At 45.9% G+C, this 19,802-nt stretch carries 16 protein-coding genes and 1 tRNA gene; 4 read left to right on the top strand and 13 right to left on the bottom strand.

Translation table 11 applies throughout. The annotated features are described in order from the left end of the window. Nucleotides 1–3 precede the first annotated feature (3 nt). Nucleotides 4–888, bottom strand: coding sequence for a radical SAM protein (locus SPEA_RS02425; protein ID WP_012153719.1), 885 nt, complete (start codon nucleotides 886–888; stop codon nucleotides 4–6). A 177-nt stretch (nucleotides 889–1,065) separates the two neighbouring features. Between SPEA_RS02425 and SPEA_RS02420 the strand changes: the two genes are divergently transcribed. Next, complete coding sequence (locus SPEA_RS02420; RefSeq protein WP_012153718.1) at nucleotides 1,066–1,311, top strand: hypothetical protein; 246 nt, start codon at nucleotides 1,066–1,068, stop codon at nucleotides 1,309–1,311. Nucleotides 1,312–1,396: 85 nt separating this feature from the next. On the opposite strand, the gene SPEA_RS02415 is transcribed toward SPEA_RS02420, so the two are convergent. From SPEA_RS02415 to SPEA_RS02405, 3 genes are all read right to left on the bottom strand, one after another. Beyond that, nucleotides 1,397–1,855: a GNAT family N-acetyltransferase gene (locus tag SPEA_RS02415; RefSeq protein ID WP_012153717.1), complete on the bottom strand. Its 459-nt coding sequence runs from the start codon at nucleotides 1,853–1,855 to the stop codon at nucleotides 1,397–1,399. A gap of 264 nt (nucleotides 1,856–2,119) precedes the next feature. Beyond that, nucleotides 2,120–4,183, bottom strand: a complete 2,064-nt coding sequence (locus SPEA_RS02410; protein ID WP_012153716.1) for a multiheme c-type cytochrome — start codon at nucleotides 4,181–4,183, stop codon at nucleotides 2,120–2,122. A gap of 442 nt (nucleotides 4,184–4,625) precedes the next feature. Beyond that, nucleotides 4,626–4,991 carry a Cif family virulence factor gene (locus SPEA_RS02405; RefSeq protein WP_012153715.1) on the bottom strand — a complete coding sequence of 122 codons (366 nt, stop codon included), beginning with the start codon at nucleotides 4,989–4,991 and terminating at the stop codon, nucleotides 4,626–4,628. A gap of 161 nt (nucleotides 4,992–5,152) precedes the next feature. On the opposite strand from SPEA_RS02405, the gene SPEA_RS02400 reads away from it, so the two are divergent. Beyond that, nucleotides 5,153–6,073 carry a LysR family transcriptional regulator gene (locus SPEA_RS02400; RefSeq protein ID WP_012153714.1) on the top strand — a complete coding sequence of 307 codons (921 nt, stop codon included), beginning with the start codon at nucleotides 5,153–5,155 and terminating at the stop codon, nucleotides 6,071–6,073. 151 nt (nucleotides 6,074–6,224) lie between these two features. After that, entirely contained in the window at nucleotides 6,225–6,953 is a 729-nt protein-coding gene (locus SPEA_RS02395) for a YebC/PmpR family DNA-binding transcriptional regulator (RefSeq protein WP_012153713.1), read from the top strand. A gap of 392 nt (nucleotides 6,954–7,345) precedes the next feature. Here SPEA_RS02395 and yedF read toward each other — a convergent pair whose 3' ends face one another. From yedF to fdhD, 3 genes are all read right to left on the bottom strand, one after another. Then, a complete protein-coding gene (gene yedF / locus SPEA_RS02390; RefSeq protein ID WP_012153712.1) occupies nucleotides 7,346–7,582 on the bottom strand; it encodes a sulfurtransferase-like selenium metabolism protein YedF in 237 nt (78 codons plus the stop codon). Between the two features lie 86 nt (nucleotides 7,583–7,668). Continuing rightward, nucleotides 7,669–8,940 (bottom strand): selenium metabolism membrane protein YedE/FdhT, encoded by a 1,272-nt coding sequence (gene yedE, locus SPEA_RS02385; RefSeq protein WP_012153711.1) that lies wholly within the window; start codon nucleotides 8,938–8,940, stop codon nucleotides 7,669–7,671. Nucleotides 8,941–8,985: 45 nt separating this feature from the next. Continuing rightward, nucleotides 8,986–9,849 carry a formate dehydrogenase accessory sulfurtransferase FdhD gene (gene fdhD / locus SPEA_RS02380; RefSeq protein ID WP_012153710.1) on the bottom strand — a complete coding sequence of 288 codons (864 nt, stop codon included), beginning with the start codon at nucleotides 9,847–9,849 and terminating at the stop codon, nucleotides 8,986–8,988. Between the two features lie 286 nt (nucleotides 9,850–10,135). Between fdhD and SPEA_RS23020 the strand changes: the two genes are divergently transcribed. Further along, a tRNA-Sec gene (locus tag SPEA_RS23020) sits at nucleotides 10,136–10,230 on the top strand. On the opposite strand, the gene selB is transcribed toward SPEA_RS23020, so the two are convergent. The 6 genes from selB to fdnG all read right to left on the bottom strand — a co-directional run bounded on the left by selB (nucleotide 10,208) and on the right by fdnG (nucleotide 19,275). Further along, the gene (selB, locus tag SPEA_RS02375) at nucleotides 10,208–12,115 is read right to left on the bottom strand and encodes a selenocysteine-specific translation elongation factor (RefSeq protein ID WP_012153709.1); all 1,908 of its coding nucleotides are present in this window, start codon (nucleotides 12,113–12,115) and stop codon (nucleotides 10,208–10,210) included. The genes SPEA_RS23020 and selB overlap by 23 nt on opposite strands. Further along, on the bottom strand, nucleotides 12,112–13,602 hold the full coding sequence (selA, locus tag SPEA_RS02370) for an L-seryl-tRNA(Sec) selenium transferase (RefSeq protein ID WP_012153708.1): 1,491 nt from the start codon (nucleotides 13,600–13,602) through the stop codon (nucleotides 12,112–12,114). The genes selB and selA overlap by 4 nt, the downstream gene beginning before the upstream one ends. Nucleotides 13,603–13,725: 123 nt before the next feature. Beyond that, nucleotides 13,726–14,697, bottom strand: a complete 972-nt coding sequence (gene fdhE / locus SPEA_RS02365) for a formate dehydrogenase accessory protein FdhE (RefSeq protein ID WP_012153707.1) — start codon at nucleotides 14,695–14,697, stop codon at nucleotides 13,726–13,728. Between the two features lie 2 nt (nucleotides 14,698–14,699). Beyond that, nucleotides 14,700–15,344 (bottom strand): formate dehydrogenase subunit gamma, encoded by a 645-nt coding sequence (locus tag SPEA_RS02360; protein WP_012153706.1) that lies wholly within the window; start codon nucleotides 15,342–15,344, stop codon nucleotides 14,700–14,702. Nucleotides 15,345–15,349: 5 nt separating this feature from the next. After that, complete coding sequence (gene fdxH / locus SPEA_RS02355) at nucleotides 15,350–16,252, bottom strand: formate dehydrogenase subunit beta (RefSeq protein ID WP_012153705.1); 903 nt, start codon at nucleotides 16,250–16,252, stop codon at nucleotides 15,350–15,352. A gap of 2 nt (nucleotides 16,253–16,254) precedes the next feature. After that, nucleotides 16,255–19,275 carry a formate dehydrogenase-N subunit alpha gene (gene fdnG, locus SPEA_RS02350; protein WP_150102197.1) on the bottom strand — a complete coding sequence of 1,007 codons (3,021 nt, stop codon included), beginning with the start codon at nucleotides 19,273–19,275 and terminating at the stop codon, nucleotides 16,255–16,257. Nucleotides 19,276–19,802 lie beyond the last annotated feature (527 nt).

Below are 19,802 nucleotides of genomic sequence, written 5' to 3'. Positions count from 1 at the left end.
AATTTAAAGCCCTCTTTGCCACTCTTGCCGTAACTGAATTTGCTCAGGCGTGTTCATTGCAGCCTCTACTTCTGCCAGCAATGCTTGCTTGTCTTTACCTAGCACACCTTTGAGCACTAAGTAATTAGAGGCGTGATCCGAGCGAAATACGGTTTTCTCAAGCTCTAGCTTACTTAGAAGAATATGCATCTCTTCGAACAGCTGAGCCTGATTCGGCAGCTGAAAATGCCCGCCAAAAGCCTCATCCATTCGCTCAGTGCCCAGCGGTAAAGTCACGACTAGCGTCGACAGATATTCAGGCTGCGCTGCATTCATCAACTTGGCTGAGTTTTCGGCATGTTGTTTTGATAACTCAACCCCAGCTAAACCATTTAAGATCATCACCGAGGCTTTAATCCCCGCCGCTTTGATTTTTTGCAGCGCCGCCAAAGAGGAGTCAAATGTCTCGCCTTTTTTAATCCGCTCAAGCACCTCGTCATCACCGCTCTCGCAGCCGATATACAGCAGGCTCAATCCAAGCTCTCTTAATCGTTGTAGCTGCTCAGGCGTCTTATTATTGATATTGCGTGGCAAGCAGTAACTACTAATGCGAGTCACATTGGGTAGGTATTTTTTAATCAATAAGCAGATCGCTTCAAGGCGCGCAAAGGGCAGCGTCATGGCGTCGCCATCGGCTAAGAAGACTCGGCTAATATGGGCTTGCGAGTTAGCTACCGAGATAAGATCTTGCTCTATCTTATCCGCCTTCTGAGCCCTAAAACGTTTCTGCGGCTGAGTATACATGTCGCAAAAGCTGCATTGGTTCCAGCTACAACCATTGGTCACTTGAAGGATCAGAGACTTCCACTCAGATGGAGGACGAAACACAGGTTCAATATAGTTGAGCACAACTCATTCCTTAATACATTAGTAGGACGCACCAAAAAAAGTTGAACATTTTTATCACTAAAAATAAACATTTATTGGACTCAGTTAGCATTTTTTAATGAAAAACCAGTTATATTAGTGAGCTGTTGTATACTTAAACCTCACTGGCACAGACACGCTACCTATAGAGAGAAAAGCATGCTCATTGCATTAAAATCTAAAGAGAAGCGCAAGACCCCACTCAATCATGATGCTCACTGGGACGCAATGAGCGCCGAGCAAAAAATTGCCCTATATGATCTGCATAAATTTGGCTTTCGATTATTGTTCGTACGCCACCTGTCTAACGGCCCCCTAGCGTTTATTATGCAGAATAAAACACTTGCAGTGATCAGTAGAAACGGTGATGTCGACTATAAACCTGAAGTGAAGCTTAGAGCTTAGAGTAAACGTTATTTAGGGTGGGTAAAACACATTAAAAAAGCGCACTTAGGTGCGCTTTATATTTTCAACCAGTCTTTTGCTAAAATTATTTATCTAAAGTTAGCAACATATCCACATGTGGGATCCCATCTTCAAGATACATTTCTGATACTGGCTCAAAACCCAATTGCTGATAGAAGCTTTTTAAATGCTCTTGGCCTCCCAGCTGGATATTATGCTCTGGCCACTTCTTGGTTGATATGGCTATCGCTTTTTGCATCAAGGTATGAGCCACTCCAGCCCCTCGCGCCGCCTCTGCAACAATCACTCGGCCAATACTCGCATCTGGGTAACTCACCCCGGGGGCCAATACCCTAGCATAAGCTTGGATTACGCCTTGTTCATTAAGTCCAAGAAGGTGCTGAGTTTGGCTCTGGCGGTCTTTATCATCAAGCTCCGGATAAGGACAGTTTTGCTCAACAACAAAAACATCGACCCTGAGCTTGAGTAGATCATATAGCTCGTTCAATGAAAGCTCAGAAAAAGACAAAGATTTCCAAAGCATTAGAAATGCTCTCCAAAAACAACTTAGTAGAAGCGCAGTCTAGCATTTAAGTTTAATAAAAGCAGAAACAAAAACTGAAATATCTATAACAGAAGAATGGTTCTGAGCAATGGCTCAGCGTGGAAATCATCTAGCGAACCAAGGACTCGTGATAAGCGTTTGCTTATAGGTTAGTAGGCTAAACCATTAAAAAAAGGGCTCTATAAAAGAGCCCCAAAAAAGTAGTGGGCTAGCTGTTTGCAGGGAGAAGCTAGCCGTTACTTTTTATTCTTTACGGTCAAATACGTGATACTTCTCGATCCCGTACGAGCGCCCTTCTGCATGACAAGTCGCACAAGACTCAGAGGTTGGTTGAGTAAACCAATCACTTGTCTTATCAACTTCAAGGTTAAGCTCTCCACCGTTTGAAATCATATGGTTAAGCGCTTGGTCGTTGTTATGACAAGCAAAACAGTTAGCGGTAATAGGACTTGAGGCAACACCTGACTCTCCAGCATCTCCACCGTTGAAGGCTCTAGATAGCATGTATTGATTCGGCACCGCGTTAAGATCGATGCCATCGGCATGACAAGAGACACAGTTATCGGCGTTCAGCTTGGCCGCAGAATTGGTTACCGCAATCTCATTATCTCGACTCATCTCCGAGCCAATAACAGATTGCAGCCCCCAATGCTGGGCATGCACTAAAGGACCAAAGCCTGGCGCACTATTGGCCTTCCAACCAACTTGTTCACCACCACTGATTGCAGCAATGGTGTAGCCCGCATTAATGCGGAAGCTGTCAGTTGCGAAAGCATCTAGGCCTACCACTCGCTGGCCTGCACGATCTTGACCATTGTTATGGCAAGCCACACAATCTAGACCACCATCATTGTAGCTACCATTCTTGTGATAGTTGGTTTCGTTGTTGTGACAAGTGGTACAGCTATCTAAAGTGACACTATGACGGCGCTCATACTCTTGAAGTTTTTCCTCGTTGCTATCGACAACATCAGAGTAACTAGTGAGTGAGACACCGTCATAGCCGCCATCATCATCTTGCTGCTTGAAAGTCACCCTTGAGCTAGCAGTAAAGCCGGCATTAGCGAAGCCGGTATCGATGCCATCAAGGCGCACATAACACACGGCTCTAGAGCCATCTGACTTTTCAACGTACTGACTATTTGTGACACCACCTGAATCTCGTGGGCTTGGGCGACCCACAATGGAATCATTATGGTATGCGTGAATATACGCTCCGGCATAAGTTAACGTGCCTGCGGCATATAACTGGGCAATATTGAGCTGAACAGGGGTTTCCGCATCGGTATTAAACAGTGCGATATCGGTACACCAACCACCTGTGGTTTCATGGTCATCCCACTCCAAACTGCTGTTTGTGTAAGGCGCAGAAGTGGTTGTGTAATGCTGCGCTCTAATATCGGCTCGCTCACCCACCTTCTTATGGAACAAGCGCACATCATCTGACTCATCGAATGTGCTGTAGGTCATTGCAACCGCAGCAGAACCTACACCTGCGGCATCATGACAGTCAGTACAAGTACTCATACTGTTTACCTTAGTGATAGGCTCAGCATGACAGCTGTAACAGTTAGCTGGCTCGAAATCCTTTTCAAATTTCTGATGATTGATATGACCAATCTTCTGCATTGAATTACGCGCGTATCCGCCGTCATCGCGCACCACGTTTCCGTGGCAGACCATACAACCTGCGACCAGATCGGTTTCACCATCGGTATTAATTGCGGTATAGCTTGGATGTTTTAAGTTCGATGCGGCGTAGTCGACATGACAAGTATGGCAGGTTGCCGTAGAGGTCGTATGAAGGCCCTCTGACTTGTCGACTAGAATGTAGTTTGATTTAGCGATCTTCTCACCGCCACCAACGGCCAGTCGGATTATACCTTCAGTACCTGCATTAACTGCTGGCATTGGTGCTAGAAATTCATAACGACCATCTGCAGTCATGGTCAGGCTAGCACCATCGGTCTCCTCTGATGCACTACCACCGGCAATGGTGCCCTCAAATTCTGGGCGACTACGAGCAATACCTTTATCAGTTAACTCTGCAACTTCTGCATTCACTTTTTCAAGACCGCTAACCAGCAAGCCTTCTTCGTTAGTCACTTCAAACTCAAAGCGCACTGCGCCCTCTTCAAGAGTATGACTTAGCACTTCAACATTGGTGATCTCTGTAGCTTCGACTATCGGCGGTAATGGGCTGGTGCCATCTTCACCGTCACTACCATCTTTACCGTCGCTACAGGCTGCTAGACCGAAAGCCGCGGCGACAATAAGCGCCGCTTTGCATTTATTAAATTTTCTCATCATCACTCCATAACTATAATTAAGTCGTGACCTTTTACTCCCCCTTAAATACCTTATAAGTAGTAGGTGTTTATTTATGTGATTAATTCCCCAACAATTAACTTTATTGATATGAGACTTAAATTTAATAAACAAGCAAACACAATACATTTAACTTTTAATATTTAATTAAGTTAACCAGATGGCTATTCAACACATAAAAATCAATGGAAAAACAATGGGTAGTAAGTTAAAGACTAGACAGAAAAAGCTAAAGCGAAGAAATAGAAAAAACACCAATTAATAATAAATTAAGCAGGTGTCATACGGTAAAAATAAATATAATTAAAATCATAGACAACAATAACCCATGATTTCAGATGCTAAGTGCAAACCTAATAAAAGAGTTAACTAGGCTCACACTCATAAACTTTCAATTGAAAATCTATAATAGCTCTAACAACTAGCCTAATACCTCAAATTCGTCATCAGCCAGTTTAGCCGTGCCATCATCTTGCAGTACCCATATCTCTTTATGTACCACGCCATGGGCTTTATTCATTTTCCATGCAGTGGTCAGTAATACAGACTTGTCATCTAGCACTTTAAACTCTGGGCTAGTGTATTCAACATCGCTATAGCCTTGATCCATGAGGTTCTGCCAAAAGGCTTGGATAGCTTCGGTGCCAACAAACTCACCAAAAGGTCGAGCTAACATTGGCGCATTAGCTTCATATTGGGCGGCGCAAAGCGCGGCATCTTGTGTATTAAAACCTTTCTTCCACGTTTCGCTGGCACGTTTTACCGCTTCAATTAATTGCTGTGACATCTGATCCACTCCACTTTAAATAGATTTAATTTCAAACTATGCAATCAGTTTACAGCGATAATTAGCATTGATAACCTAGGTAAAGCAGCAATCACTGTTCCAATTAATAGGACAATGGTTTAAACATTTTAACCACGAGCTAAGCTCAACAAGGTAAAAACATGGACCATCTAAGGCATATGGCGATATTTAAACAGATAGTCGATAGTGGCTCTATCAGTGCTGCTGCAGATAAACTCGATCTGTCTAAGTCTGTTGTCAGTCATCACCTTAAGTCTTTAGAACTCGCTGTGGGTGTACAGCTGCTGCATAGAACCACCCGCAGGCAGCAACTCACTCCGGCAGGTAAAGACTTTTATCAGCGCTGCCGTGAACTTGGCGATATATCCGCCCTCGCCTGGCAACAGGCAAGAGAAGCGGCTGATAAGTTGGCAGGGCCTATTAAGATAAGTTCCCCCCACGCCTTGGTTGATAGCATCATAGCGCCAGCTATTGCCAGCCTTTGCACTAATAACCCTATGATAAGACCACATATTCAAATGCAAGATCGCCGTATCGATCTGCTTGGGCAAGATATTGATCTCGCGGTGCGTGTAGGTAAATTGGCATCCAGTAGTTTAATACAGCGCAAAGTGGGACAATTTAGGGACGTGCTTTGTGCCAGCCCAGTCTTTATCAAACAAAATACAAGATTGATAAAAGCGGAGGATTGGGTTTCACTGGATTACATAGCCAACTCTTGGCAAGGGCAAAGTATCCAGCACTCGCTACAATCAAAAGCCAGTTCAAAAGGCAATGCAAAAGCACCGAACGAGTTAAGCTTAAACTTCAACGCTAATCGTTATGCAGACACCTCATCTGCGGTGCTTTCCTTGGCTAAAGCTGGCTTAGGTATCGCGTTATTACCCGACTTTGTGTTTGAGCAAGAGCCATTACTCGTTGAGTTATTACCGACGCACCAATGCCCACTAAATAATGTTTATGCACTGCATGACTTTGGCCGCACCCCGCCACTTCTTATCAAAAAAACCATCGATGCACTGCTTGATTCTTTTCTGTTTCAAGGACAAACCGCTCGCTAAAGGTTCCCGCTACAAGGATTAAGGCCATTAGTTACAGCTATAAACAAAATTAATCGCTGCGATTAGCATTTTTAAAGGCCTGTACCTGATTTATTTCGATAAAGCTGCTAACATTGCTGGCAATTTTTTAGGCTTAGTGAGAAAGATCAAGATGGGTAGAGCATACCAAAATAAAAAAGAATCCATGGCGAAAACGGCTGGGCAAAAAACTAGAATTTATTCTCGTTACGGGAAAGAGTTGTACGTTTGTGCCAAGAACGGTGGTTTCGACCCAGAAGGCAACCTTGCACTTCGCACCATGATCGCCAAGGCAAAGAAAGACCAAGTGCCAGCACACGTTATTGAACGAGCAATTGAAAAGGCCCGTGGCGGCGGTGGTGAAGACTACGAAACAGCACGCTATGAAGGTTTTGGTCCTGGCGGTTGCATGGTAATTGCCGACTGTTTAACTGATAACGTTAAGCGTACTTTCACTGAAGTTCGTCAAGCATTCGTTAAAAATGATGCCAAGCTAGGCGGCCCAGGTACTGTAGGCCACATGTTTGATCACCAAGCGGTATTCGTATTCGCTGGCGATGACGAAGATGCAATCCTTGAAATGCTAATGATGGCTGACGTTGATGTATCAGACGTTGAGCTAGAAGATGGCATGATCAGTGTTTACGCCCCGCACACAGAGTTCTTCAAAGTTAAAACTGCATTAGCGGCAGAACTGCCAGAAGATACTGACTATGTTATGGAAGAGATTACTTTCGTACCACAGACAATGACAGCGATTACCGATGCTGAAGAAGTTGAGCAATTCGAGAAATTCCTTGCAGCTCTGGAAGATTGTGATGACGTTCAGAACGTTTACCACAACGCTGAGCTGCCAGACTAGTTCTAGTTTGACGATCATTCGCTTATAGCGAGTGATGTAAAAAGCATAAAAGAAAGGCACTCATCGAGTGCCTTTTTTATTACCTGTTAAGCGATTTATCGAGTCACTAGATGTAAACCTGACAATGTCGCAAATCACTTACTCAACTATTTCTTCAAGAGATAACGTAACATCACGCCTTGCTGGCTAATATCCAAAACCTCATAGCCGTGCTGCTCTTGATATTAGTGGCGTCGCTTAGCTTTTATTTCTTAAGCAAATAAAGCAGCATAACGCCCTGCTGGCTAATATCTAAAACCTCGTAACCGTGGTTCTTTGCGTCGCTTGAAATAATAATGTTATTAATCGATTATCCAAGCCACTCGTGGCAGAGCTGTTTAACTATTTTTCAACTACTTCTTAAGCAAATAACGCAGCATAACGCCCTGCTGGCTAATATCTAAAACCTCGTAACCGTGGTTCTTTGCATCATTAGGTATGTTATTAATCGACTGCGAGCAGTCGGTAATCACTTCCAATACTTCACCCGCTTTCAGTGATTGCATCGCCTCAAGTGTGGCAACTGCGGGGTAAGGACAAGGCTCACCGTAAATCTCTAAATTGTAATCTGGTACGATAGATGCTGGCATTTAATGCTCCTCAGCAAAACAGGCTCAAGTGGCTTGAGCCAAATATAAAACAAATGAATCAATTCACTATTTTGTAAGCTGGTTTTTTAAGCTTGTGTTGCTGACGTTGCTATTGCCGCAGGAGCTAGCTTTAACTCAGCTTTTAACTCAGCAAGCTTTGCTGCCGCCGCTTGTTGCTGGCTTTTCTGCTTTTTAAAAAAGTGGTGCTCCCACATTAAGATCAGCACAAACGATAAGCCCAGCAATAGATAGGTGACGCCAAGTCCACCTAATGGCCCAAACACATCCAGTAGGTTTATCTTATCCCAGCTGGTAGCCAATGGCTCGGCAACAACATCCCAGTAATAGGCTAGAATAGTCGCGCCAATGATATTACCAAGACCCACCCACCAAAAGTGCACTTGGCCTTCTAACGCACGGTACATCCAACCGGTTTCACAACCACCAGCAATCACAATACCTATGCCAAATAGCAAGCCACCAATCACCGCATTTGGGCCAGCCCAAAGGGTTTTCGGCGTCATGCCTAGCTGCACATAGCTATAAATACCAATCACGCTGACCGCCATGCCCAAGATAATTGCCTTGGCCATATGGGTTCGGCCAGTGATCCACATATCTCTAAATGCCGAGGTAAAACAGATCTGCGCCCGCTCAATCAGCAAGCCAAACATCATACCCATTAACATGGCGATGCCGAGCTTAGTCGAACTCTGCATGATATACAGTGATAGCCCTATCATAGCGGCAAACACTAGCCAGCCTAGGCGAAAACGATTCTGTACCTGATTAGGATTTGGCTTAACGATTTTCTTCAAGCCACCCGCTTTCAGTGTGGCACTTGAGCGGAAAAATGGCATCAAGGTGATCTTAGCGCCGATATAAGTACCTGCGGCAGCCGCAAAAGCAAAGATCCACGCATGCAGGGTAAACTGCGGAATACCGGTAAAGAAGGCCGCCAAATTACAGCCCATCGCTAGGCGTGCTCCAAAGCCTGCAATCATGCCGCCAATCAGCGCCTGCGCGATACGCTTCTTAGAGCTTGGCATACGTAGTTTAAGATTGTTAGCCCACAGTACCGCTGCCATACAACCACCGAACATACCAATAATCATCACTCCGCCAACGCGATCTAGCGGCGTGCCATTAAGGCCAATGATTTTAAAATACTGCCATGACTCAGGCTCTGCACCGAACCACTGTAATACATGGCCACCCCAGCGAGTAAATTCGCCAGTTACCGCCCAAAGTGAACCGGTAAGACCAAAAAAATAGGTCGACAAAATTCCCGCCGCTATCACGGCAGCAAAAGGCGACCAGAATTTAATAAAAAACTGATTTTTAAACGTTAACCACATATTTAAAATTACCAACTAACATTAAAGCTTAAATGACAAGCTTGATTACATTACAGCTAAGTTGTTATTTTCAACATTACTTAGTGTTTTATTACATAAATACAACCTTTCAGGATGGGTATAGATTGTCACCCTATTTTCGCGACAAAACCCAACCAAGGTAATATTCGATCTGTTTGCGATATCAATCGCTAACGAAGTTGCTGAAGAAATTGCAAATATAATACTAATATTTGCAATGGCCGCTTTTTGTACCATTTCAAAACTGGCTCGACTGGTTAATAACAAGGCTGAATGACGAGTCTGATTATCGATACTGATATGACCAATTAATTTATCTAACGCGACGTGACGTCCCACATCTTCGAAGCAGCACATAATATCACCTTCTGCCGACAACATGGCAGCAGCATGTGTCGCTCCGGTCAAATTAAATGCATTTTGATGCTTATGTAGATTAGATAAGGCTAACTTCAAGCTGTTTAGATCAAATTTTGCAGTGTCTGTGACTTTTACAATCGGTTTAACCGTTTGCTCTATCTGTTCTACGCCACAAAGACCACAGCCCGTGCGCCCTGCTAGGCTGCGGCGATGCTCCTTTAACTGCATAAAGCAACGCTGAGAAACCTCAATATGTACCAACACTCCTGTGGCAATAGTTTCAATCTCAATAGAACGGATATCGCGTACACTTTCAATAATCGATTCTGACAAGCTAAAGCCAATAGCAAACTCTTTTAATGCCGTTGGGCAGGCCATCATTACCACATGAGAAATGCCATTATAGATCAGCGCGACTCTTACCTCTTTCGCCACAGTTTCTATTAATGCTTGCTCTCTATCATTACGAAAACACGTGACTGAAGTCTGCTCAGTAATATTATTTAAGCCACACACAAGTTCCGTCATATCTTTGTTCCATTTCTTATGGTAAATAATGTCCCACTCAACGATTCAATATCGAAAAATGGATAAAGGTTAATAGGAGTCACACTTAGTAAACATATAATTTAATTAATATCATTTTAGAAACATCGGCTCCGTCATCACTGCATTATTTTTATCTGGTAAATAATGTCCCACTTGACGAGGTTAATATCGATAAATGTAACTGGGATTCACACTTAATAAAGTTTGCTGCTAATCGCTATTGTTTAGCCAAATGCAATTACCTATTATTCGCCGCAAGTGATAAGGAAGAACGTCGTTTCCGGTGAAACGTCTGGATTTCAAATCCAGGTGGGGCTGCCAGCAGTCCCGGGTAGGTTCAACTCCTATGTTCTTCCGCCAAATCACTTGCTATAAAAATGCTGCCATCTCTAATCACTCTCGAATTGTCTTTCTTCTTGCGCCACGTTAATCCACTGCGGTCATAAAATTCTAACAACTGAATACTGGCTTTGCGGCCAAGCTTAATGATTGAATTAAAATCGGCGGTCTTGATTTCACCACTCACATTGATTTGATTACGAATGACATCGGCGTAGAAATACAGGCTTTCGGTGAGCATAAATCTGTCTTTAATAATCGCCGACAGATACCCCAGCTGGATAAGCTTACGGCATAGCGCCCGCACTGTAGTCAACTCAAGGTTTAGCGTTGATGCTAAGTCTGATGACCATAATGGCCCGTTAGCACTAAGCATCTGCTGCTTTATCTGTGACCACAGCTGTAGCTCAGCGTCTGACAGCGCCAAGTTATGCCGTGGCAGATGCAATAAGCCACGGGTACTTTGCAGTAGTTTTTGCTCTCTGAGACCATCGGTAAGTTTAAGTAGCACAGGCAATGGATATTGGTTGTGAGTCATACGCTGCAATCGATTAATACTCAACCCTAACAGCTCTGGCGACTGCTGATGATAATCGGCGATGAGTGCCAGCAACTGCGCTTCAATCTGCTCTTGTAATATGCTGGATAACAAATAACCATCGAGGCTGATCACCTGTTTGTCCGCCAAACAAGCGGTTTGCTCTGTTAGCTGATTAGCCCACATGAAAGCGGACTTTGGAACGCAGTGATGGTTTATTTGAACTTGCAAACTGGCCGTTAGTGAGTCGCACTGTTTAAGGTTTTCTAGGTAAGCTAAGCGCTCAACACTGCGCTTTGCTCGAGTTGGCGGGTTAATGTCTAATACCCGCAGCGCACCTAATGTGCTTTTAGCGGCGCTGTCACGCACGATGATTCTGTCTTGCTCCACACTATGAAGGGGCTGCTCGCATTGCAGCTCAACCAAGGCCGTGCCATCTTCAAGGTTTTGCAGTAAGCCTAAGCGCGCCGTGGTATGGCGATTACCTAAATGCACTTGCACATTTTGCCAATGCTTAAACGGCAGGCAAGATTCAAATACGCCACAAATCACGTTCGGCGCTTCGGCCGCTGGCGCTAGCGCAGTTAACCAATCTCCGCGCTCTGCGCCGCGATGTTGGTCGACTCCAGTAATATTGAGCGCCACCCGCTGACAATGATGCGCGCTATTACTTACCCGTCCTTGACTGTGAAGGGTTCTGACTTTTACTGGTTTACGCTGGCCTGATAGATACAAGCTTTGCCCTTGGCTGACTTGACCACTAATCACAGTACCAGTTACCACAAGACCTGCACCTTTTACGCTAAAAGCTCTGTCGATTGCCATACGAAAGCTGGCTTGCTCGCCGGTCTCGCTTAACGCTGTTATCTGTGACTCGGCAAGCTCAGTGATAGCAAGCTTAAGCGCGTCGATACCAAAACCAGATTGCGCCGACACCACAAAGATTGGGCTTTGTCTTTGGTGCTGCGCCAATAGCTCACTCACTTGCTCTTTAACTTCATCGACTCTGGTGGCATCGACCTTGTCTTGCTTGGTTAGCACCACGATTAAGTGTTCAAGATTAAGCAGCTGCAAGATGGCTAAATGCTCATAAGTTTGCGGCATCACGCCATCATCACAAGCGATGATCAATAGCGCATGTTTGGCGCAGCTCACCCCAGCCAGCATGGTATTAATAAATTTGCTGTGGCCCGGCACATCGACAAAAGCTAGGCGCTCACCATCTGATAAATCCATAAAGGCGTAGCCAAGCTCTATGGTCATGCCACGCTGTTTTTCTTCCGGTAAGCGGTCGGCATCGGTGCCAGTTAGCGCTTGAATCAGGCTGGTTTTACCGTGGTCCACATGGCCTGAAGTAACAACAATCATGACTGAGCCTCTACTCTTGGTAATACGGAAAGCGTGTTGATATGAGCTTGCTCAAACTCGATTAAGGTTTTTGTCAGGACTTCGATAAGCTGGGTATCGTTGTCAGTACCACGCAGATCGAGCCAAAGCTGGTTAGCTGTAATGCGGCCAATAATCGGCAAACTTGCGGCTTTAAAAAACTTATCTAGTTGCAACACACTTAGCGAGTTGTGCTCTTTGACGGCATTGGCATTTACAGAGAAGCACAGCGCGATAGAGTCCAGCAACACATCTGGCTGTGAGCCACTGCCCACCTGAGTTTGGCAAGGTTTTATTGTCACATTAAACTGTGTTTGTACCGGGCTACATACCGTAGTGAGTTGCTGCGCCAGCGTTTCAAGCTCTGCTAATGGACGGGAGAGTTTTCTAAAAATAGGCAATTGAGTATCGAGACTTGTGGGATTACGATACTGCATAAGCGTGGCTTCGAGCGCTGCCAAGGTCATCTTGTCACAGCGCAGTGCGCGCTTTAGCGGGTGCGCTTGCAGCTTAGCAATTAGCTCGGCATCACCCACCACTAAGCCTGCTTGCGGCCCGCCGAGCAATTTATCACCTGAAAAGCTCACTAGGTTGACGCCATCTTTAAGCATCTGCTGTGGCATCGGCTCTTTTGACAAACCAAAGCGCGACAGATCCGTCAGCGCACCACTGCCCAGATCGGAAATCAGTGCGATGCCGCGTTCTTTACACAAGGCAGCTAATTCAGCTTCTTCGGTGACCTTAGTAAAACCACTAATATGATAATTACTGGTGTGCACCTTCATAATCGCAGCGGTGTCTTCAGTTATCGCCGCGGCGTAATCTTTAAGGTGAGTTCGGTTGGTGCAGCCGACTTCCACCAGCTTGCAACCCGCCTGCGCCATAATGTCGGGAATACGAAACGCGCCGCCAATTTCCACCAGCTCACCGCGAGACACAATCACCTCTTTACCCGCAGCGGTGGCAGCAAGCATTAGCAAAACGGCGGCGGCGTTGTTATTGACGATGCAACAAGTGTCAGCGCCAGTTAGCTCATGAATCAATGCAGAGATTGCGCTATCGCGGTGACCGCGTTTACCTTGGCCCATATCAAACTCAAGTGGCACTGGGCTGCGCATCACTTGGGTAACAGCATCGATAGCGGCCTCACACATCTGCGAGCGACCAAGATTGGTATGCAATATGGTGCCGGTAAGGTTAATTACTGGGGTCATGCTTGGGCGCTGGGCTTTGGCAATACGGCGGGCTAACTCGGTAATGATATTGCTTAAATCTAAGCACCAGCTTGGCAAGCTTTGCTGCTCGGCAATATGTTGGCGTGCATCTTGAAGCATTTGCGCCAGTAACGATTTAATCCAGGGCTTGCCTTGCTGGTCGATAAAACTTATCACTTGAGGTATCAGCAGCAAGCTGTCCATTGCAGGTAAACAACGGTAAAGGGCTTGAGTGGAATTGATAGCTTGAGTCATAGGTCTTCGTCTAGTTAGTTCAATGATTTTAAAGATTTGGGTTAATAAAAGAGCCGCACCGAGATGCGGCTCTTGCTTACTAATTAGCTTAAAAGCGGCTTACAGCCAGTTTATTACAGCAGGCTAGTGGATATCACCGACTTTAGGCTGAGGCTCTTCATCAAGCTGAGGCTCCACTTCTTGTTCATGAGCGAGCAGCAATGGGTTCACCGTGGTTGCGCTGTATCCCTGCTCAACCAAATGGCTGTCCATCACTAAGGTCGCCAAATCGTCTGCTGCCACTTCCAGTCTTGGGTTGATGTCGGTAAAGAACATCTTGGTATAACCCTGACAGGTGTCGCAGCTTTCAACACGAATAGCGGCATTAGTTTCGGTTTCAGCCCACAAGAACACGCCCTTGCTTTCGCCGCATGATGTACACTCAGCGCGCACTTCATGCCACTGTGTTTCACACAGGCTACAATGCAGGTATCTCAGTCCAGCACGAGGCTCTTCTTTGATCACGCTACCCACAGGGTGACTGCCACAAACTGGGCATAAGCGTTTATGTGTCTCGCCTTCATCAGCCAATTGCTCGGCAACATCAACCGCCCAATGTGACCAGTACACTGACAGCGCCGCCCAGATAAACAGGCTGTACTTCGCAGGCACTTGTGCAAAGTGTCCATCCAGCATCGACCGGGCATAGCCTTGCAACACATCGGCTTCAGCCTTGGCTAGCTCCTTTAGCACCCCATGTAAGTCAGTACTGACTTTAGGCATAAGCTCACTAATCAGCTCCAGCAATACCGACTGCCAATAGTTGCCCCATTCAAAGTGCTGCTGCGCCATCGGCTGGCTTTGGTTTAGATCTAACTTTGGCTTTGGGCCAAAGCAGCTCTTTGCCGCCTCACCATACAGTGCCGCTACCTTTTCTTGTGCGCCAACTAACTGCTCGAGTAAGCCAAAGTATTCTGTTAATCCAGACTCTTCGGCTAGCTCAGCGAGTCGCTTCGCTCTAAATTGATAAACGGCTTTTGGGTCAGCTGCGATCACGGTTTTAATATCCAGTGACTGGCCGGGGATCTTTTCAGCGTCGAGTATTGCTGTGCTCATAATTAGTGTTTTTCCTGCTTATTAGTCTTTAATTCAGGATCGTTTAGCATGTTAGGGTGATGCTTCTTGCACCAAGCCCGCGACACATAGCCGTACAACATGCCAGCAACCGATCCTTCTACCCACGTTGCCATCCAAAAGTGCACAATCACGAAGATCAACATGATCACAGCACAGATTGCGTGGATCAAAATGGCCCACTGAATGGCGCTTGCTTCAAAATAAGGGGCAAAGTAAGGCTGCCACATCATGATGCCAGTAATCGTCAATGCGATTGAGGTCACCACGAAGGTGCGGAACAGCACTTTTTGACCCGGGTTGTAATGGCCGATGGCGGGGATTTTGTCCTCGTTCTCGAACATCACGTCCTTGATAGCTAACATCCATGTCAGGTCATTCTTTTCCCACTTGTTATGGTGGTAATAACGCACCAACATCACCATTAACGGCAGACACATCATCAAGCCGGCAATAGGGTGAACAAAGCGCGCCATTTGCGGCGTACCTGCAATCGACCCCAACCATTGAAATGATGGGAAGAAGAAAGCAAAGCCGGTTAGGAATGTCACCAAACCCGTTGCAACCACAAACCAGTGACAGATGCGGTCGAACAACTTATGGCGCAAAATCATATTCTGCTTATGCATGAGCGTTACTCCTTATCTGACTTATCTGAGTGAGTGTGGTCGAACTGTGCAGGTTCGTCCTCTTCAACAAGGTTACGCCCCACAGTGATGCGGTGTAGACACGCAACAGCAACTGTTGCGATGATACCTGCAGCACCCAATGGCTTAACCACGTCTTGCCATAACTTAATTGGCACACTCGTTTTCGGATCGGCTGGTAGGCCGTAGTTTTGTGGCTGATTAATGTCATGCAAAATCATAATCATGCCTGTACCGCCCACACCTTCTGGGTTGTATAGACCGGCATTAACATAGCCGCGCTTACGCAGCTCTTTAATCCGTAAGTCTGCAATAAACAGCATGTCTTCACGGGTGCCGTACTTCAGTGCGCCAGTAATACAAGACTTCACACAGGCAGGCTCTTGGCCCACTTGGATACGGTCTGAACACATGGTGCACTTGTAAGCCTTTTGATCGATAGGGTCGAGTCTTGGTACATCGAACGGACAAGCCGAAACGCAGTAGCCACAACCAGTACACTTATCAGAATCAAAATCCACCACGCCGTTTGCGCGTTGCACGATGGCGCCTTTGGTCGAACAAGCGGTTAAACAGGCAGGATCGTCACAGTGCATACATGCGCTGTGGGCGAAACGCCAATTTAGTTTATTGTTCTCTTCCACTTCCTGATACTTCATCAGTGTCCAACACTCTGAAGACAGGTCCATTGGGTTCTGGTAAGAACCTTGGAAGCTCCCCACTGGCGCACGCAGATCGTTCCATTCAGAACAAGACACCTGGCAAGCCTTACAGCCGTTACACTTAGTGGCGTCGAATAACTTGGCCACCTTACTTAACTTACGGCGTACCTGCGCTGCAGGAGTGAGCTCTGATGTGCCAGAGCTTAAAATGATATCTTGAGCAGACATGATTAAACTCCCTCAGCCTTAGCAATATCCACAAGGAATGCTTTAAATTCAGGCACCTGTGTATTTGCATCGCCCACTTCTGTGGTCAGTACGTTACAACTAGAACTTCTACGAGTTAGACCGTTATAGCCACCATGACGCGGCAGGCCAACGGTATGCACCATCTGGCCATGCACCTTAAGTGGCTGCAGACGCTTAGTCACCAAAGCTTTGGTCATCAAGCTACCGCGCTTAGAGCTCACCTTGACCCAATCGCCATTAGCAATGCCTTTCTTCGCTGCGAGAATTTCGTCTAACTCAACGAAAGTTTCAGGCATCGAAATCGCCGCTAAACGACAGTGAATCGTCCAGAAGTTAAAGTGTTCGGTTAAGGAGTAAGTGGTACACACATATGGAAATTCCGTATGTGAACCCAATGTCTCTTCAACACCCTCTAGCAAACGTACCGCAGGGTTACTGATCACCTTCGGGTGCAATGGGTTAGTGCCGATTGGCGTCTCCATTGGCTCGTAATGCTCAGGGAATGGCCCTTCAGCTAGCATCTTAAGTGAGAAGAAACGACCCACACCTTCAGGCTGCATAATGAACGGATGCGCCGACTCTTTTGGCGGTAACGTCATATTGAAGTCACCCACGTCGATGCCGTGCCACTTGCCGTGGTTCCACTCAACGATCATGCGCTTTGGATCCCAAGGCTTACCGTTAACATCACAGGATGCGCGGTTGTATAGTACGCGGCGGTTTTGTGGCCACGAGAATGCCCAACCTGGGGTGATACCTTTGCCTGACGTATCAGAGTTATCACGACGCGCCATCATGTTGCCGGCTTCGGTCCAGGAACCTGAGTAGATCCAGCAACCACATGAGGTACTACCGTCGTCTTTTAACTGACTAAAGCTATCAAGCTGCTTACCGGTTTTAAGATCGATACCGTTAAGCTCTTTTGCCACTTCTTCGCCGTGTGGGAAGTGTGGATTGTGATAGCCTGCCCAGTTAACCGCTTCAATCGGCTCTGGTAGCACGCCGCCTTCCGCTTTATACAGCTCACGCAGCTTCATTAAGATGCCAGATAAAATTTCAGCATCAGGCTTTGACTCACCAGGTGGATTAGCGCCCTTCCAGTGCCACTGCATCCAGCGACCCGAGTTAACGATACAGCCTTCCTCTTCAGCAAATAACGTCGTAGGTAAGCGGAAAACTTGCGTTTGAATTTCGCTTGGCTGCACGTCGTTAAACTCACCGGCTTTTTGCCAGAATACAGAAGTCTCTGTCGCTAGCGGATCCATTACGACCAAGTATTTGAGCTTACATAACGCCGCTAAGGTCTTGTTACGGTTTGGCATAGAGTTAATTGCGTTAACCCCTTGCACGAAGTAACCGTTAACTTGGCCCTTGTACATCATGTCGATGTGCTTGGTGTAGTCGTACTGTAAATCCCACTTAGGTAACCAGTCATAACCAAAGTTATTCGCCGCTGTCGCGTTCTCGCCCCAGAAACTCTTCATCTGTGAGATAAAGAACTTAGGATAATTAGACCAATAGTTAGTTTGGCCTGGACGCAACGGCTTAGGCGTATAGTTATCTAGGTATGTCGCTAAATCGGTATCGTTGTCATTTGGTAGCTTTAAGTAACCAGGCAGGTTCTGACATAACAGACCCATGTCGGTTGCGCCCTGTACGTTTGAGTGACCACGCAGTGCGTTAACACCACCACCCAATACGCCGATATTACCCAGTAGCAACTGCACTAATGCCATAGAACGAATGTTCTGTGCGCCTTTAGTGTGGTGGGTCCAGCCCAATGCATACATAAAGGTCGCCGCTTTATCATGAACGTGTGTGCTACCAATTAACGCACAAACTTTTTCATAATCTTCAACTGGTGTACCGGTAATATTGCTTACGGTTTCAAAGTCGTAACGGTCAACGTGATTCTTTAATAAGTTCCACACACAACGTGGGTGCTCATAAGTTTCATCGACTTTGGCATAACCATCTTCATCTAATTCGTAGTACCAAGAATCCTTGTCGTAAGTACGACTCTTCTCATCAAAACCACTAAATAGGCCTTCATTGAATTCGAAATCTTCACGAATGATGTAACTTGCGTTGGTATACGCTTTAACATACTCGTAGTTAACTTGTTTAGTCTCAATGAGGTATCGACTTAGACCTAAAAGGAATGCGATATCAGTACCACTACGAAGTGGTGCATAGCAGTCAGCTAATGCTGCACTGCGGTTAAAGCGTGGATCCACAACCACCAATTTGGCGTTATTGTGTTCCATAGCTTCCGTTACCCAACCGAAACCGACAGGATGTGCTTCAGCGGCATTACCGCCCATGATCACCACGACACTTGCGTTCTTAATATCGATCCAGTGGTTGGTCATGGCACCGCGCCCAAATGTTGGAGCAAGACTTGCTACCGTTGGGGAGTGTCAGTTACGCGCAATAGTATCGATGGCCACTAGGCCAAGAGAACGAGCAAACTTGTGAGTAATAAAACCACCTTCGTTTGGCTGTGCAGATGAAGTCATCATGCCGGTACTCAACCAACGGTTTACTGTGGTGCCATCACTATTTTTTTCAATGAAGTTTTCATCGCGGTCATCTTTCATCAAGCGCGCGATACGGCTAAATGCCTCATTCCAGCTGATACGTTTCCACTCGTTAGAGCCTGGCTCACGCACTTCAGGGAAATGGTTACGGTTAGGGCTATTTACATAGTCCACTAGGCCCGCACCTTTAGGGCATAATGCGCCGCGGTTAACCGGATGGTCAGCGTCGCCTTCAATGTGGAAAATCGCTTTTTCAGCGTTTTTACCGTTGCTGCCATAGCTGTACATCAACAAGCCACAACCCACAGAGCAATAACAGCAGTTATTGCGGGTTTCTTTTGCTTTCAACAACTTATACTCACGAGGCGCAGCCATCGCAGTGCCGGGCATTAATCCCAACGCTGATATTGCCGATGTGGTCGCTCCGCAGGCACACAGTTTAAAAAACTGTCGTCTGTCCATATAACCCTCACACAATTAGTATTTTCTACTTAGAGCCGACTTTCTCATCTCGGCGCTGTAGTTTTGGTTTTCGTTAATAAAGTTCTGGATTGAGTTAATTGATTAAGAGATAAGCATTTATGCCTCACCGCTCTGCCCCAAACACTGACTCATGAACGCGAAGTGATTATCCCCAAAGTCAGCTATACGAACAATTTATAACACACGATCAATATCACACAAAAACCACAACAGAACAAACACAATGAAAGCACCACAATAAAAGAATTAAAAACCAATAAGTACAAGCGCAGCGGTCAAGCTTAGAGTAAAACCCCAAAACTCCGCAAAGTCACAGCAATGGACTTTATGACCAACACAAAAAAGACATTATGTCTCACAAGCAACAAGTTTAAGATGTTAAATAGATGAATCAACTAGAGGCAAATCATTACTCAAAAAGAGCATGAAAGTACCTACAGCAAAGGATAAAGCGGCTATAAAAGGAATTAACTCCAGCGTAACGCAACACCAATTCCCTACGCTTT

Origin of the sequence: Shewanella pealeana ATCC 700345 (genome assembly GCF_000018285.1) — a bacterium.
Lineage (GTDB): Bacteria > Pseudomonadota > Gammaproteobacteria > Enterobacterales > Shewanellaceae > Shewanella > Shewanella pealeana.
The sequence above is the reverse complement of the archived record's forward strand: the minus strand, read 5'-3'. Positions and strand labels throughout refer to the sequence as shown.

Excerpts from the sequence above, each read along its gene's own strand:
- SPEA_RS02420 (WP_012153718.1), top strand. The coding sequence starts at position 1,066 with ATGCTCATTGCATTAAAATCTAAAGAGAAGCGCAAGACCCCACTCAAT.
- SPEA_RS02415 (WP_012153717.1), bottom strand. The coding sequence starts at position 1,855 with ATGCTTTGGAAATCTTTGTCTTTTTCTGAGCTTTCATTGAACGAGCTA.
- SPEA_RS02410 (WP_012153716.1), bottom strand. The coding sequence starts at position 4,183 with ATGAGAAAATTTAATAAATGCAAAGCGGCGCTTATTGTCGCCGCGGCT.
- SPEA_RS02405 (WP_012153715.1), bottom strand. The coding sequence starts at position 4,991 with ATGTCACAGCAATTAATTGAAGCGGTAAAACGTGCCAGCGAAACGTGG.
- SPEA_RS02400 (WP_012153714.1), top strand. The coding sequence starts at position 5,153 with ATGGACCATCTAAGGCATATGGCGATATTTAAACAGATAGTCGATAGT.
- SPEA_RS02395 (WP_012153713.1), top strand. The coding sequence starts at position 6,225 with ATGGGTAGAGCATACCAAAATAAAAAAGAATCCATGGCGAAAACGGCT.
- yedF (WP_012153712.1), bottom strand. The coding sequence starts at position 7,582 with ATGCCAGCATCTATCGTACCAGATTACAATTTAGAGATTTACGGTGAG.
- yedE (WP_012153711.1), bottom strand. The coding sequence starts at position 8,940 with ATGTGGTTAACGTTTAAAAATCAGTTTTTTATTAAATTCTGGTCGCCT.
- fdhD (WP_012153710.1), bottom strand. The coding sequence starts at position 9,849 with ATGACGGAACTTGTGTGTGGCTTAAATAATATTACTGAGCAGACTTCA.
- selB (WP_012153709.1), bottom strand. The coding sequence starts at position 12,115 with ATGATTGTTGTTACTTCAGGCCATGTGGACCACGGTAAAACCAGCCTG.
- selA (WP_012153708.1), bottom strand. The coding sequence starts at position 13,602 with ATGACTCAAGCTATCAATTCCACTCAAGCCCTTTACCGTTGTTTACCT.
- fdhE (WP_012153707.1), bottom strand. The coding sequence starts at position 14,697 with ATGAGCACAGCAATACTCGACGCTGAAAAGATCCCCGGCCAGTCACTG.
- SPEA_RS02360 (WP_012153706.1), bottom strand. The coding sequence starts at position 15,344 with ATGCATAAGCAGAATATGATTTTGCGCCATAAGTTGTTCGACCGCATC.
- fdxH (WP_012153705.1), bottom strand. The coding sequence starts at position 16,252 with ATGTCTGCTCAAGATATCATTTTAAGCTCTGGCACATCAGAGCTCACT.